Annotated in this window: 14 protein-coding genes; 7 read left to right on the top strand and 7 right to left on the bottom strand. The window is 63.2% G+C overall.

All coding sequences use genetic code 11. The features are described from left to right. The first annotated feature begins 12 nt into the window (after nucleotides 1–12). Both AC1RZR_RS26100 and ppx read left to right on the top strand, forming a co-directional pair. A complete protein-coding gene (locus AC1RZR_RS26100) occupies nucleotides 13–2214 on the top strand; it encodes an RNA degradosome polyphosphate kinase (RefSeq protein WP_481826431.1) in 2202 nt (733 codons plus the stop codon). Then, a complete protein-coding gene (gene ppx, locus AC1RZR_RS26095) occupies nucleotides 2214–3749 on the top strand; it encodes an exopolyphosphatase (protein WP_481826430.1) in 1536 nt (511 codons plus the stop codon). The genes AC1RZR_RS26100 and ppx overlap by 1 nt, the downstream gene beginning before the upstream one ends. 10 nt (nucleotides 3750–3759) lie before the next feature. Here ppx and AC1RZR_RS26090 read toward each other — a convergent pair whose 3' ends face one another. From AC1RZR_RS26090 to betI, 5 genes are all read right to left on the bottom strand, one after another. Beyond that, on the bottom strand, nucleotides 3760–4176 hold the full coding sequence (locus AC1RZR_RS26090) for a DoxX family protein (RefSeq protein WP_477276440.1): 417 nt from the start codon (nucleotides 4174–4176) through the stop codon (nucleotides 3760–3762). Between the two features lie 193 nt (nucleotides 4177–4369). Continuing rightward, nucleotides 4370–4789, bottom strand: a complete 420-nt coding sequence (locus tag AC1RZR_RS26085; protein WP_477276442.1) for a DoxX family protein — start codon at nucleotides 4787–4789, stop codon at nucleotides 4370–4372. A 178-nt stretch (nucleotides 4790–4967) separates the two neighbouring features. Further along, nucleotides 4968–6365, bottom strand: coding sequence for a class II fumarate hydratase (gene fumC, locus AC1RZR_RS26080; protein ID WP_481826429.1), 1398 nt, complete (start codon nucleotides 6363–6365; stop codon nucleotides 4968–4970). Nucleotides 6366–6490: 125 nt separating this feature from the next. Continuing rightward, nucleotides 6491–7249: an SDR family NAD(P)-dependent oxidoreductase gene (locus AC1RZR_RS26075; protein WP_481826428.1), complete on the bottom strand. Its 759-nt coding sequence runs from the start codon at nucleotides 7247–7249 to the stop codon at nucleotides 6491–6493. 71 nt (nucleotides 7250–7320) lie between these two features. Continuing rightward, the gene (gene betI, locus AC1RZR_RS26070) at nucleotides 7321–7983 is read right to left on the bottom strand and encodes a choline-binding transcriptional repressor BetI (RefSeq protein WP_477276448.1); all 663 of its coding nucleotides are present in this window, start codon (nucleotides 7981–7983) and stop codon (nucleotides 7321–7323) included. Nucleotides 7984–8064: 81 nt separating this feature from the next. On the opposite strand from betI, the gene choX reads away from it, so the two are divergent. Together choX and AC1RZR_RS26060 are read left to right on the top strand one after the other, a co-directional pair. Further along, entirely contained in the window at nucleotides 8065–9003 is a 939-nt protein-coding gene (gene choX / locus AC1RZR_RS26065) for a choline ABC transporter substrate-binding protein (RefSeq protein WP_481826427.1), read from the top strand. Next, nucleotides 9000–9839, top strand: a complete 840-nt coding sequence (locus AC1RZR_RS26060; RefSeq protein WP_481826426.1) for an alpha/beta fold hydrolase — start codon at nucleotides 9000–9002, stop codon at nucleotides 9837–9839. The genes choX and AC1RZR_RS26060 overlap by 4 nt, the downstream gene beginning before the upstream one ends. 169 nt (nucleotides 9840–10008) lie before the next feature. Here AC1RZR_RS26060 and AC1RZR_RS26055 read toward each other — a convergent pair whose 3' ends face one another. Beyond that, nucleotides 10009–10674, bottom strand: coding sequence for an NIPSNAP family protein (locus AC1RZR_RS26055; protein WP_481826425.1), 666 nt, complete (start codon nucleotides 10672–10674; stop codon nucleotides 10009–10011). Nucleotides 10675–10913: 239 nt separating this feature from the next. Here AC1RZR_RS26055 and AC1RZR_RS26050 point away from each other — a divergent pair, with 239 nt between their 5' ends. Continuing rightward, on the top strand, nucleotides 10914–11510 hold the full coding sequence (locus AC1RZR_RS26050) for a TetR/AcrR family transcriptional regulator (RefSeq protein WP_481826424.1): 597 nt from the start codon (nucleotides 10914–10916) through the stop codon (nucleotides 11508–11510). Between the two features lie 100 nt (nucleotides 11511–11610). Continuing rightward, nucleotides 11611–12744, top strand: a complete 1134-nt coding sequence (locus AC1RZR_RS26045; protein ID WP_481826423.1) for a metallophosphoesterase — start codon at nucleotides 11611–11613, stop codon at nucleotides 12742–12744. Between the two features lie 52 nt (nucleotides 12745–12796). On the opposite strand, the gene AC1RZR_RS26040 is transcribed toward AC1RZR_RS26045, so the two are convergent. Then, a complete protein-coding gene (locus tag AC1RZR_RS26040; protein ID WP_477276460.1) occupies nucleotides 12797–12985 on the bottom strand; it encodes a CsbD family protein in 189 nt (62 codons plus the stop codon). Nucleotides 12986–13173: 188 nt separating this feature from the next. Here AC1RZR_RS26040 and AC1RZR_RS26035 point away from each other — a divergent pair, with 188 nt between their 5' ends. Beyond that, nucleotides 13174–13827, top strand: coding sequence for a glutathione S-transferase family protein (locus AC1RZR_RS26035; protein WP_481826422.1), 654 nt, complete (start codon nucleotides 13174–13176; stop codon nucleotides 13825–13827).

The following is a 13827-nucleotide window of genomic DNA, read 5'->3' as shown; positions in this document are numbered from 1 at the left end:
AGAACGGGAATCATGAACGAACTGAAGCCGGTGCAGAGCGAATTCGTGAATATCGAGGTGGTTCGCCCGGAGGGCGGCAACCCGGATCGCTTTGTCAACCGGGAGTTTTCCTGGCTGCAGTTCAACCGGCGCGTTCTCGAGGAATCGCTGAATCTCAATCATCCGCTGCTCGAGCGCGTCCGCTTCCTGTCGATCTCGGCAGCTAATCTGGACGAGTTCTTCATGGTCCGCGTCGCCGGTCTTGCTGGCCAGGTGCGCGAGGGTATCACGCTGAAGAGCCCCGACGGCCGAACCCCCGAACAGCAGCTCGAACAGCTGCTGCGGGAGGTCGAGCGGCTGCAGGAAGACCAACAGAAGAGCCTTTCGGCGCTCACCGTGCTGCTCAACAAGGAGGGCATCGAGAGCATCACCCGCGATGCGCTGACCAAGGACGAAAAGGTCTGGCTGGAAGACCATTTTCAGGAGCAGGTGTTTCCGGTGCTCACCCCGCTGTCGATCGACCCGGCACATCCGTTCCCGTTCATTCCCAATCTCGGCTTCTCGATGGCGCTGCAATTGCGCCATCGTAAGAACGGCGAGGAGATGAGCGCGCTGCTGCGCCTGCCGGTGGCGCTGAAGCGCTTCATCCGTCTGCCGGATCGCAAGCACCATGTCCGCTTCATCCCGCTGGAAGAGGCGGTCGGCCTCTATATCGGCAAGCTGTTTCCCGGCTACGAGGTCAAGGGCTCCGGCACATTCCGCATCATCCGTGACAGTGATATCGAGGTCGAGGAGGAATCCGAGGATCTGGTGCGCCTGTTCGAGACAGCGCTGAAGCGCCGCCGCCGCGGTTCGGTGATCCGCATCGAATTCGACAGACTGATGCCTGGCGAATTGCGTGAGTTCGTTGCCGGCGAACTTGGCGTGTCGTCGAGCCGCATCAGCGTCCTGACCGGGCCGCTGGCGCTCAGCCAGATTTCCGAGGTCGTCGCCGTCCCCCGCGACGACCTCAAATTCACACCTTACAATCCGCGCTTCCCCGAGCGCATCCGCGAGCATGGCGGCGACTGTTTTGCCGCAATCCGCGAGAAGGACATCGTCGTCCATCATCCCTACGAATCCTTCGACGTGGTGGTGCAGTTCCTGCGCCAGGCGATGGCCGATCCGGAAGTGGTGGCGATCAAGCAGACGCTGTACCGCACGTCAAACGACAGCCCGATCGTGCGCGCGCTGGTCGACGCGGCCGAGGCCGGCAAGTCGGTCACCGCGCTGGTCGAGCTCAAGGCGCGTTTCGACGAGGAAGCCAACATCCGCTGGGCGCGCGACCTGGAGCGCGCCGGCGTGCAGGTCGTGTTCGGCTTCCTTGAGCTGAAAACCCATGCGAAAATGTCGCTGGTGGTGCGGCGGGAGGACGGCAAGCTGCGCAATTACGTGCATCTCGGCACCGGCAACTACCACCCGGTCACCGCGCGCATCTACACCGATCTGTCCTTCTTCACCACCGATCCGACGATCGCCCGCGATGTCGCCCAACTGTTCAATTTCATCACCGGCTATGCCGAGCCGACGGATGAAATGCGGCTGGCGATCTCGCCGTTCACGCTGAGAAGCCGCATCTTGAAGCATATTGCCGACGAGATCGCCCATGCGGTGGAGGGGAGGCCGGCACGCATCTGGATGAAGATGAACGCGCTTGTCGATCCGATCATCATCGATGCGCTCTATGACGCCGGCCGTGCCGGCGTCGAGATCGACCTCGTCGTGCGCGGCATCTGCTGCCTGCGGCCGCAGGTGCCGGGCCTGTCGGAAAACATCCGTGTGAAATCGATCGTCGGCCGTTTTCTCGAACACAGCCGCATCTATTGCTTCGGAAATGGCCATGGGCTGCCGTCGGACGGCGCGATCGTCTACATCTCTTCGGCCGACCTCATGCCGCGCAATCTCGACCGCCGGGTCGAGACCATGGTGCCGATCACCAATCCAACTGTGCATGAACAGATCCTGGGCCAGATCATGCTGGGCAACATCATGGACAATCAGCAAAGTTTCGACGTATTGGCTGATGGAACCTCCCGGCGCGTCGTGCTGGAGGAGGGCGAGGAACCGTTCAACGCGCAGGAATATTTCATGACCAATCCGAGCCTGTCCGGACGGGGTGACGCGCTGAAGTCGCATGCGCCCAAGCGCATCGCGCAGTTCAAGCGCCGCAAGAAGAACGCCGCAGCGTCCAGCTGATGCTGTCCGATTCCCAGGGCCGGTTGCAGGACCGCCGACCGCTGTCCATCATCGACATCGGGTCGAACTCGATCCGCCTCGTCGTCTATGAGGGGCTGGCGCGCTCGCCGACCATGCTGTTCAACGAAAAGATGCTGGCCGGTCTCGGCCGCGGCATCGTTTCCACCGGCAAGCTCGACCCCGAGGCGGTGACGCGTTCGATGGAGGAGTTCCGCCGCTTTCGCGCGCTCTCCGACCAGGCAGGCGCCGAGCATATGTATGTCCTGGCCACCGCCGCGGCCCGCGAGGCGATCAACGGTCCCGATTTCATCCACCGTGCCGAGGACGTGCTCAAGACCGAGATCCGCGTGATCAGCGGGCGCCAGGAAGCCTATTATTCGGCGCTTGGCGTCATTTCGGGCTTCCATCCGGCCAATGGCATCGCCGGCGATCTCGGCGGCGGCAGCCTCGAACTGGTCGACGTCAACGGCGAAGCGATCGGCGACGGCATAACGCTGCCGCTAGGCGGCCTGCGCCTGCAGGACATGGCGAAGAATTCGCTGACCCAGGCGGCGAAGATCACGCGCGACGAACTGGCGAGGGCCAAGCTGTTGAAAGGCGGGCAGGGCAGGCCCTTCTACGCCGTCGGCGGCACCTGGCGAAATCTCGCCCGGCTGCACATGGAAATGACCAACTATCCGCTTGGTGTCATGCACCACTACGAGATCAGCGCCGACAGTGCGACAAACTTCCTCAAGCAGGTCGCCAAAGCCGAGATCGAGAAGGTCAAGGGTATTGAAGGCGTGTCGAAGAACCGCCGTTCGCTGCTGCCTTATGGCGCCATCGTGCTGCAGGAGATCATGGCGGCGATGCAGCCGTCGAAGATCATCGTCTCGGCGCTCGGCGTGCGCGAAGGCTTTCTCTATTCGCTGCTCGACGAGGCCGAACAGAAGGCCGATCCGCTGATTTCGGCCTCGGAGGAGCTCGCCCGTCTGCGCTCGCGCTCTGTCACCCATGCGCATGAACTTGTCGACTGGACCGCCAGGACCTTTGCCGCCTTCGGCATCGACGAGACCGAGGACGAGGCGCGCTATCGCCACGCAGCCGCATTGCTTGCCGACATCGGCTGGCGCGCGCATCCCGAATATCGCGGCAAGCAGTCGCTCAACATCATCGCACACGCGTCCTTCTTCGGCGTCGACCATCCCGGCCGTGCCTTCCTGGCGATGGCCAATGCCTATCGTCACGACGGCATTTTCAACGAAGCCATTGCACCCGAGATCAAGGCGCTGGCTTCGCCGCGTTATCTGGAGCGGGCACGCATGCTGGCGGCGATGATGCGCGTCGTCTACCTGCTGACGGCGTCGATGCCCGGCATCATGCCCAGGCTGAAATGGGAACAGCGCGCCAACGGCGTGCTGGCGCTGGTGTTGCCCGCGTCGCTGGCCGACCTCTATGGCGAACGGCCGGCCGGGCGCCTGGCGCAACTGGCAAGGATAAGCAACCGCCGGCTGGTGCTGGCCGTCGAAGGCGGCCCAAGCGTTTCGGTGAAATAGAGCGTATCGGTCAAGTAGGCCTTAACGCCGAACCGTGGCCGTCGGCTGACCACACGCCGGCCCCGGCCATCGCCAGCGCCACAAAACCGCCCGATATGGCGATGTCCTTCATCAGCATCTGCTGGTGCAGGAAGGTAAGCATCGCGTCATCGCCGCCCTGGCCGTAATGGCCGATGAAACCGGCGACAATGCAGAAGGCGGCAAGCAGCAATGCGGTGATCCGGGTCTGGAATCCGACCAGGATCAGCAGCCCGGCGATCAATTCGAACAAGCCAGTGCCCCAGGCGGCAAGCGTCGGCAGCGGCAGGCCGAGGCTGGCGAAATAGTCTGTCGTGCCGGCAATGTCGGAAAGGGCGTCGAAGCCGGAGGGTACGAACAGGGCTGCGAGCAGCAGCCGGGAAAGCAGCAGCAGTGCGTTGCGGGGCATGCTTGTCACCTCCGATGTCGATCATCGGGCACAGCCGATCGGCCGGCCGTTCAACCCGACGTCTCGACCCTACCAGCAACGCGGGTGCAAATCCCGGCAGGCAGTTCGAGATGCGTGGACCTATGCACCGACAACGCAAAAGCGGCGCGGAAAATTCCGCACCGCTTTGTCTGCATGGCTTGGGAGGGAAGGCTCAGCCGCGCTTGGCGTCGACCGAATAGGCGCCAGCGCCCGAGGTGGCCAACACGATGAAGCCGCCGGCAATCCCCAGATTCTTGAGGAAGTTGATCATCTGCATCTGGTCGGCCCAACCGGTGTGGGCGACCAGCGCGGTGGCGACGGTGAAGATCGCGAGCACCCAGGCGGTAATCCGGGTCTGGAAGCCAATGAGGATGGCGACGCCGCCGAGAAGCTCGATCAGGCCGACGATGATAGCCGTCGCGGTCGGCAGGGGCAGGCCGAGGCTGCCGAAATAGCCGGCTGTGCCGGCGATCGCGGTGAGCTTGCCGAAACCTGAAAGCAGGAAGATGACGGCAAGCAGGACGCGGCCGAGGAGGATGGTGGCTGAGGCATTGGAAGCGCCGGAACCGGCGACGGAAGTGTTGATGGACATGGTGACTCTCTCCAGGAAGGGGTTGATACCGCTGAAATAGAGCACGCGGACTGTTCACCAAAGCCGCCAGACTGGCGACACATTGTTCACAGCGCTTACATTTCCGTGATCGGGCGACTTACGCAAAATTCGCGTCGAGTCAGGCCGCGACAGGAGGAAATTCTCCCGCCGAAAAATCCTACCCCGGATGGGTCATATCCTCGGGCCGCACCAGCCGGTCGTAGTCGGCTTCGCTGACCAGCCCGGTGGCGAGCGCTTCCTCGCGCAGCGTCGTGCCGTTCTTGTGCGCGGTCTTGGCGATCTTGGCGGCATTGTCGTAACCGATGGTCGGGGCCAGCGCCGTCACCAGCATCAGCGAGCGGTCGAGTGCCGCCTTGATGTTGTCTTCTCGTGCCTCGATGCCAACCACGCAATTGTCGGTGAAGGAGACCGAAGCGTCGGAGAGCAACTGCACCGACTGCAGGAAATTGTAGGCCATCAGCGGGTTGTAGACGTTGAGCTCGAAATGGCCCTGGCTGCCGGCGAAGGTGAGGGCGGCATTGTTGCCGAACACCTGCACGCAGACCTGCGTCATCGCCTCGCACTGGGTCGGATTGACCTTGCCCGGCATGATCGAGGAGCCCGGCTCGTTTTCCGGCAGCGACAGTTCGCCGAGGCCCGAGCGCGGACCGGAACCAAGGAAGCGGATGTCGTTGGCGATTTTGAACAGCGCCGCAGCAGCCGCGTTGATGGCGCCGTGCGAGAACACCATCGAATCGTGGGCGGCGAGCGCCTCGAACTTGTTCGGCGCGGTGACGAAGGCGATGCCGGTGATGGCGGCTATGCGGTCCGCCACCCTTTCGGCGAAGCCGACGGGCGCATTGAGGCCCGTGCCGACGGCGGTGCCGCCCTGCGCCAGTTCCTGCAGGCCGGGCAGCGTCAGCTCAATGCGCTTGATCGACGAGGCGACCTGCGCGGCATAGCCCGAAAATTCCTGGCCAAGCGTCAGCGGCGTGGCATCCTGTGTGTGCGTACGGCCGATCTTGATGATGTGGGCGAATGCCCGGCTCTTGGCGTCCAGCGCCTTGTGCAGGTGCTTCAGAGCCGGCAGCAGATCGTGCACGATGCGCTCGGCGCAAGCGATGTGCATCGCCGTCGGATAGGTGTCGTTCGACGACTGGCTCATATTGACGTGGTCGTTGGGATGTACCGGCTTCTTGGAGCCCATGACGCCGCCCAGCATCTCGATCGCCCGGTTGGAGATCACCTCATTGGCGTTCATGTTGGACTGCGTGCCCGAGCCGGTCTGCCAGACGACCAGCGGGAAATGGTCGTTGAGCTTGCCATCGATAACTTCTTGCGCTGCCTCGACGATAACCTTGCCGATCGCCGGGTCGAGCCGCTTCAGTTCCATGTTGGCTTCGGCCGCCGCCCGCTTGACGATGCCGAGCGCGCGCACGATCGATGCAGGCTGCTTTTCCCAGCCGATCTTGAAATTGCCAAGCGAACGCTGTGCCTGTGCTCCCCAGTACCGGTCGGCTGCGACTTCGATCGGCCCGAACGTGTCGGTTTCGGTTCTGGTCTTTGCAGCGGTCACGGGTCTCTCCTTGTCGAAGTCGGCAACGGCGTATCGCGTTGCACAAAAGGCTTCAAGCGGAGATTGCGGGCGGGACGGATGCAAATCGGTTGAAGCCTTTAGCCCTGGAAGGAGAGCCGGGGCGCTCACCCCGCCGTATAGCCGCCATCGATGGAAAAAATGCCGCCGCTGGTCCAGGCCGCCTCGTCGCTCGCGAGATAGACCGCGATGCCGGCCAGATCGTCGGGGCCGCCGACTCTGCCGAGCGGATAGCTGCGCTCGACATATGCTTTCAGCTCCGCCTTCGCCTCGGCCAGCAAATTGTCGACCGTTTTGCGCCGCATGGCCGTGTCCACCGTGCCGGGCGCGATGGCGTTGACGCGGACGCCGCGCGGCCCGAGTTCGAAGGCCAGCGATTTGGTCAGCGAGTTCAATGCGCCTTTCGACAGGGAATAGAGGCTCGACGGCCGCTTCGGGATCATCTTGTTGGCGAAGTAAGACGAGATGTTGATCACCGATGCGCCAGCTGGCAGATGCGGCAGCAGGCCCTGGGTGAGGAAGAACACCGCCGTCACATTGAGCGCGAAGGATTGCTGGAACTGCTCCTCGCTGACGGTTTCGAACGGCACCAGGAAGGCCACGCCGGCATTGTTGACGAGTATATCGAGCGGCCTGCCGGATTGTTTCACATGCTCGACGACGGCTGCGATGCCGGCCGATGTTGCAAGGTCGGCCGACAGCGTCTCGACACTGCCGCCGAGGTGCTTGCGGGCGGCGTCGAGCTTTTTGGTGTCACGGCCGACGATCAGGACGTCCGCGCCCTCGCGCGAAAAGGCCTTTGCAATCGCGAGGCCGATCCCGTCCGACCCGCCGGTAACCAGCGCGCGCTTGTTGTGAAGTCTCATTCGACGCTCCGAGGCAAGCTTTGGCCACTTCGAGAGCAGCGCATATAAGCGGCCGCGGTCAAGCCTTCGGTCTATCCCATGGTATGAACTTCGACCGCTGCCGGCTCTCGCATGGGCTCCCGGGTTGCGAGCCGCCCCGCGACAAAATTCTTGACCTGGCGGACCGCCTGTTCGCGCGAGACGCTGCCCGGCTGCAGGCCGAGCCGCAGCCAAAGCCCGTCGATCAACGCGGTGACGCCAAGCGCGATGTCGTCGGCGTCCGCCGGCGAGGCAAGGCCGCGCAGGCCGGACAACAGGTTGGATCGCATGCGCGCGTGAATCACCTTTTGGATACGCGCCATCTTCTCGTCGCGCGGCACCTCGGCGCAGAGCGAAAGCCAGGCATGGCAAAGGGGAGGCTGAAAAAGATGCGGTTCGAAATTACCCTCGATCACGGCATCCATGCGCTCCATCGGAGTGTTGGCCCGGCGCAGCCGCGCGATCACCGCGTGGCACAGGACGGCGTTGGCTTCGCGCATCGCGTGCTCGAACAATTCCTGCTTGTTGCGGAAATAGTGCAGCACGATTCCCTTGGAGGCGCCGGCCTGGGCCGCCACCTTTTCCAGCGTCGCGCCGGCAATGCCCTCGCGCTCCAGCACCGCGAACGCCGCCTGCCGCAGCTCCTTGCGGCGTATGTCGCTGAGACGCTTGAGTTTCACCGGATCGATCCATGCATTGCGATTCCACATTGACATCTTCGCCCACTCAGATCAACAATTGACCAGTGGGACAATAAAAAGACCAAGCGGTCAATTTTGAAAATGAGGAGAACCGAAATGTTTCGCATCCTTGCAAATGGCGTCTGTCTCGCCACCCTGGCGCTGGCCTCTCATGCGGCTCAAGCAACTGAGCCCGAGCAGTGCAGGGCCGTGCGCATGGCCGAACCTGGCTGGAACGATCTGGCATTCACCACCGGGGTTGCCGATGTTCTGTTCGAAGCCCTTGGCTATCAGCCGCAGAGTTCGGTGCTCGGTATCAACGTCATCTACGAAGGCATGAAGAACAACGATCTCGACCTGTTCCTGGGTTACTGGAACCCGGCCATGGTCACCTATTACGAGCCCTACAAGAAGGACGGCTCGGTCGAGAACGTGCGCATCAATCTCGAAGGCGCCAAATACACCTTCGCTGTTCCGACCTATGTCTGGGACGCCGGCGTCAAGGACTTCGCGGACTTGCACAAGTTCGCCGACAAGTTCGGCAAGAAGATGTACGGCATCGAACCTGGCTCGAACCAGTTGATGATGGATGCCATCGCCGATCCGTCGCTTGGCCTCAATGGCTGGCAGGTCGTCGAGTCGAGCGAAGCCGGCATGCTGTCCGAGGTCGGCTACGAGATAAAGGAAAAGCAGTTCATCGTCTTCCAGGGCTGGGCGCCGCATCCGATGAACACCATGTACGACTTCAAGTATCTCACAGGCGGCGACAAGTTTTATGGCCCTAACCTCGGCGCGGCGACAGTGACCACGCAAGCCCGCAAGGGCTATATCGAACAGTGCCCGAATGCCGGGCAACTGCTGAAGAACCTGGCCTTCGACATCGATTTCGAGAATGTCGGCATGGGCTACCTGATCAATGACGGTATGAAGCCGGAAGAGGCGGGGCTGAAGGCGATCACGCTGAACAAGGATCGGCTCGACACCTGGCTCGCCGGCGTCACCACATTCGACGGCAAGCCCGGCCTTGCCGCGGTCAAGGAAAAGCTCGGCCTTTGAGATCGGCAGCACTTGATGCCTCGCCGAATGCCTGGGCGCAACAGGACGCCTGGGCCGCCCGCAAGCAATCCGTCGACAGCGGCGATCTCGACATCGCCTATGTCGAAATCGCGGGTGCCGAGCCGGCGCTGCTGTTGGTGCACGGCTTCACCGACACCAGCCGCAGCTTTTCGCTCTTGGCGCCGCATCTTGCCGGGCGCCGGCTGGTCATCCCGGATCTGCGCGGCCATGGCGGCACGCCAGCCGGCAAGGGCTGCCGCATCGCCGATTTCGCAAGTGACATTGCCAGATTGATCAGCCGCTTGCGGCTTGACCGGCCGGTGGTCGTCGGCCATTCGCTGGGCGCCATGGTGGCTATCGCACTGGCCGGGCGGCACAACGGGCTCATCGGCGGGTTGGTGCTACTGGCTGGCACATTGAAGCCCGATCTGGCGCAGGACCACCCACTGGTCATGGGCGTTCAGGCTCTGCGCGACCCGATATCGCCGGCCGACCCGTTCTATGCCTGGTGGCATGCCTGCCGGCCTGGCGTGCCCCAGGCCTTTCTCGCCGGTCTGGCGAAAGACGCCTCGGCGATGCCGGCGTCGCGCTGGCGAGCGATCCTGAAGGAAATCCGCCGCGCCGATCTGAGTGGCGCGGCGCGGGCCGTGCGGGCTCGAACGCTGATCATCACCGGCGCGCGCGACCCTCTGTTCGGTGAGGCACATCAGCAGGCACTGTCACATTCCCTTGTGGGGGCAAGTCTCGTGCACGCCGAGGCGTGTGGCCACAATCCTCATTGGGAGGATCCGGCCTTTGTTGCCGACGCCATAGGCAAGACATTCGGGTTCGGCTAGTGCCAGAACAAAGCGCTTGGCGGTGGCATATCCCGCCGCCGCTAATCAAGAGGACTGAAGCCGCGAACGCGAGGTCGGCGAGAGGCGCAATGTCTCCGTCAGTCTGGTGAGATCCTTCCGGGCTGCGTGCCAAAACACTTGCCATGCGGGTGAGCCGACGAGCGTGGCCTCATGCCGTGCGTGTGATTCCGCGCTGTCGAAGCCGACGACACTGAATGAAGACGTTTTCGCCGGCTCGTACCGGCAGGCGCGTAAAGCTGTTTTCGGCATGCTCCGTAACGAACGCGGCGAGCAGGCGTGCGCCGGGTGCCGTCATCAGCTGCGCCATTTCGGTCTCGAAGCGATTGGCGAAAATGGTCTCGGCGCCGGGCCGCAAATGATGAATCTGGATGACAACAATGCCCGCCAGCAGCCTGTTCCGGCTCGACTTTTGGTCAGCGGTCAAACCTGCCCGTGGTGTGCCCGAGAGATCGAAGCCGGTGCCGGGCCATGCCGGCTTGAGCAGCAAGACATCGTCGGAATCGATCATTGTTGCGTTGGCCGCATTGCTGTGCGCCGCCCAGACCGGCCCGCCATAAAAGGCGGCCAGTGCATTCTTGCGCGCGTCCATGCCGTCGAAGCCGCGCATCCAGACGAACATGTCGGGACGATCGAGATCCCGGAACTGGCCGATGATGGTCATCCCGGCGTCCTCCTGACCCTCGATCAGTCTGCCGTCGAAGATGTCGACGAGTGTGTCGCGCTTGCCGGGCTTCAGCTTGTACTGCCGCAATTCGACGACAGGCGAGGCGAGGACCGCGGGTTCCGGTGGGGTATTAGAGGGCAGCAGGTTCATCCGTCAGCCTCCTAAACAGGGTGATCATCCTGTTTATAAACAGACCGGTTGTCCTGTTTTGTCAATATGGTATCTTCCTCTGCCTTCTCCCCTTGTGGGAGAAGGTGGATTGGCGCGCAGCGCCAAGACGGATGAGGGGTGCTGGACGGAGCGCCCTCTATGCCAAGCTCGGGCACCCTCATCCGCCTTCACTTCGTTCAGTCACCTTCTCCCACAAGGGGAGAAGGGGGAGATTCGCGATGGCACGGCTTGCCCGCAAACGCATCAACGACCCCGAAGGCATGCGCAACAAAGTGCTCGATGTTGCCGAGGAATCGTTTCAGGCGCGCGGCTATCATGCCTCCAGCCTTGGCGACCTGATGGCGGCGGCAGGCGTCAGCGGCGGCGCGCTGCATCATCATTTCCCGACCAAGAAGGCGCTGGCGCTGGCAGTGATCGACGAGCGTGTTGCAAGTGCAGTCGAAGAGACATGGATCGCGCCGGTGCTGGCGGCGGCATCCGTGCGCGCGGGCGTGCGCGCGGTGTTCGAGGCTGTGGCGGCGGAACTGGAACAACAGGGTTTCGTGCGTGGCTGCCCGCTCAACAATCTGGCGCATGAACTGTCGCTCGCCGATCCCGATTTCCGGATTGCCCTTGCCGCAATCTTTTCGGCGTGGCGCCAGGCGATCGCCGACAAGACCAGGGCCGACCAGCGGGCGGGCAGGGAGCAAGGCACCGATCCGCAGCGTTTCGCGGCGCTCACCGTGGCCACCTATTCCGGCGCCATGTCGATGGCCAAGACGGCGCAGGATGCCACCGTGCTGCGCGACTGTCTGGCGGCGCTTGGCGAGGCTTGAAGGATGCCCTCGAACGTGAAGAGCTGTTCTTTCACGCTGCTGTCGCGATGCCGCGCGGAGAACTGGACGGCCGGCCGCTCTCCATGCTGAAATTCACCGCATGATGAATCGCCGTTCGCCTGGTTTGTTTTCTCGACGCAGCCTTCTGGGCCAGGCCGCGGGATTTGTCGCGGCCGGCGCGTTGTCACGCCATGCATTTGGCCAGACCGGGCAGCGCATCCAGCCGATCGACGCCACTTTCCTGTTCATCGCCGATGTCCATGCCTGCCGCATGGCGAGCGGCTTGAGCCCCAACTGCCAGCAGGAGGGCAAGACCGACGCCGCGCTGCTGCGCAACGTGGCAGCGCTGAACGGCCTCGGCGACAAGGACTGGCCGGTCGAGATCAACGGCGTCGCCACCGGCCTGCGTTCGGCCGGCAGGCGTATCGGCTCGCCGCTTGGCCTTGTCGTCGGCGGCGACATCACCGACGACGGCGGCGGCCAGATCACCCAGCCAAGCGAGGGCACCCAGCTGCTCCAGTTCAGCCAGCGCTACCAGCAAGGCGTCGGCTCCGATCGGGTGCACATGCCGGTCTATGTCGGGCTCGGCAACCACGATCTCGACCAGAACGGCCCGCCGCCCCATGTCGACTGGTATCGGCGCGAACTGCGCGACTATGTCGAGGTCAATCACCGCGCCGGCGTGTTCTTCAAGCCACCGGTGCCGGCCACGGACTACGACGTCGACACCGACTGCTATTCCTGGGACTGGGGAGGCCTGCATCTTGTCCAGACGCACCGCTTCGCCGGCGACACCGGCCACGGCGCCGACAGCAGCCTGCCATGGCTGAAGCAGGATCTGGCAACCTACGCGGCGGATGGCCGCCCGGTCGTCCTGTTCCAGCACTATGGCTGGGACACCTTCTCGATAGAACGGTGGGATGCCGCCAAAAGGACCTATGACGATGACGGTGCCGGCGCGCCGCACTGGTGGAGCGAGGCCGACCGGCAGGCACTGCTGGCGGCGCTGAAGGGCTACAATGTCGTCGCCATCTTCCATGGCCACCAGCACGAAACCCCCCTGATCTACCGCCGTGACGGGCTCGACCTCATCAAGCCGAAGGCTGCCTATATGGGTGGCTTCGCGCTGGCCAGGGTGACCAGCGACAGCATGGACATCGCAATGGGCGAGGCGACCGGTGATCACGGCGAGGTCGCCTTCACCAACGCCTTCAGCAAAGACTGGAGCACATGAAAAAGGCGGCCCTGGCGGCCGCCTTTTCCAGACAAAGCGATACCCGGTGGGATCAGAGCGCTTTCTTGATCTTGTCCTTCACATCGCCATAGGCCTTCTGCACCTTGCCGGCGATCTTGTCGGCCGTGCCTTCGGCCTGGGTCTGCCTGTTGCCGGTTGCCTTGCCGGCGGCTTCCTTGACCGAGCCCTTGATCTGCTTGGCCACGCCCGCGACCTGATCCTTGTTCACCATTTTTCGCATCTCCTGGAAGTTTTGAATTCGAGGGAATTCATCCGCGGAGGCTAACGGGGCGGTGTCGTTTCGGTTCCAAGCCTCCTCCAGAAGCCGATCAAAGTCGCGCGCCGCTTTCGGCGGCAAGGCTGGCAGGCTATAGGCTGCGATGACGGACAGCCCAAAGGTTTGACGACAATCGTGCGAGCGGGGAAAAAATGGCTGAATTCACACTCCATATCGGTAACAAATGCTTCTCCTCATGGTCGCTGCGGCCCTGGGTGGCGATGAAGCATCTGGAGATCCCGTTCGAGGAAGGGTTCGTGCGGCTGCGCACGCCTGAGACGGCCGCCAATCTCGGCAAGGTCTCGCCGACCGGGCTGGTGCCGGTCTTGAATCACAACGGCAGGATCATCTGGGAAACCCTCGCCATCCTCGAATATCTCGCCGATCTGTTCCCCGGGAAAAATCTCTGGCCGGCCGATATCGGTGCCCGCGCGCTGGCGCGCTCCGCGGCAACCGAGATGCATTCCGGTTTTCGCGAGGTCCGCTATGGCTGGCCGATGAATTTGCGTCGGCCAAAAGGCCACAAGCCGCTCGACGCCGAGGGCGAGGCGCAGCGGGAGCGCATCGAGGCACTGTGGCGCGAGTGCCGGGAAAAACACGGCAAGGGCGGCCCGTTCCTGTTCGGCCATTTCACCGCGGTCGACGCCATGTATGCGCCGGTCGTCACCCGCTTCGACACCTATGGCGGCACGCTGGCGCCGGATACGCGTGCCTATGTCGATGCGGTGCTTTCGACCCCGGCAATGCATCATTGGTACGCGGAAGCGGCCAAGGAAACTTGGCCGGAGCCCGGCCCAGACGAATGA

It is taken from the genome of Mesorhizobium bavaricum (genome assembly GCF_056781655.1).
Note: the sequence above shows the minus strand (reverse complement) of the source record. Positions and strands in the feature narration are given on the sequence as shown.

Coding starts and splice junctions, on each gene's coding strand:
- AC1RZR_RS26100 (WP_481826431.1), top strand. CDS start 13: ATGAACGAACTGAAGCCGGTGCAGAGCGAATTCGTGAATATCGAGGTG.
- ppx (WP_481826430.1), top strand. CDS start 2,214: ATGCTGTCCGATTCCCAGGGCCGGTTGCAGGACCGCCGACCGCTGTCC.
- AC1RZR_RS26090 (WP_477276440.1), bottom strand. CDS start 4,176: ATGCCCCGCAACGCACTGCTGCTGCTTTCCCGGCTGCTGCTCGCAGCC.
- AC1RZR_RS26085 (WP_477276442.1), bottom strand. CDS start 4,789: ATGTCCATCAACACTTCCGTCGCCGGTTCCGGCGCTTCCAATGCCTCA.
- AC1RZR_RS26075 (WP_481826428.1), bottom strand. CDS start 7,249: ATGAGACTTCACAACAAGCGCGCGCTGGTTACCGGCGGGTCGGACGGG.
- betI (WP_477276448.1), bottom strand. CDS start 7,983: ATGTCAATGTGGAATCGCAATGCATGGATCGATCCGGTGAAACTCAAG.
- choX (WP_481826427.1), top strand. CDS start 8,065: ATGTTTCGCATCCTTGCAAATGGCGTCTGTCTCGCCACCCTGGCGCTG.
- AC1RZR_RS26055 (WP_481826425.1), bottom strand. CDS start 10,674: ATGAACCTGCTGCCCTCTAATACCCCACCGGAACCCGCGGTCCTCGCC.
- AC1RZR_RS26050 (WP_481826424.1), top strand. CDS start 10,914: ATGGCACGGCTTGCCCGCAAACGCATCAACGACCCCGAAGGCATGCGC.
- AC1RZR_RS26045 (WP_481826423.1), top strand. CDS start 11,611: ATGATGAATCGCCGTTCGCCTGGTTTGTTTTCTCGACGCAGCCTTCTG.
- AC1RZR_RS26040 (WP_477276460.1), bottom strand. CDS start 12,985: ATGCGAAAAATGGTGAACAAGGATCAGGTCGCGGGCGTGGCCAAGCAG.
- AC1RZR_RS26035 (WP_481826422.1), top strand. CDS start 13,174: ATGGCTGAATTCACACTCCATATCGGTAACAAATGCTTCTCCTCATGG.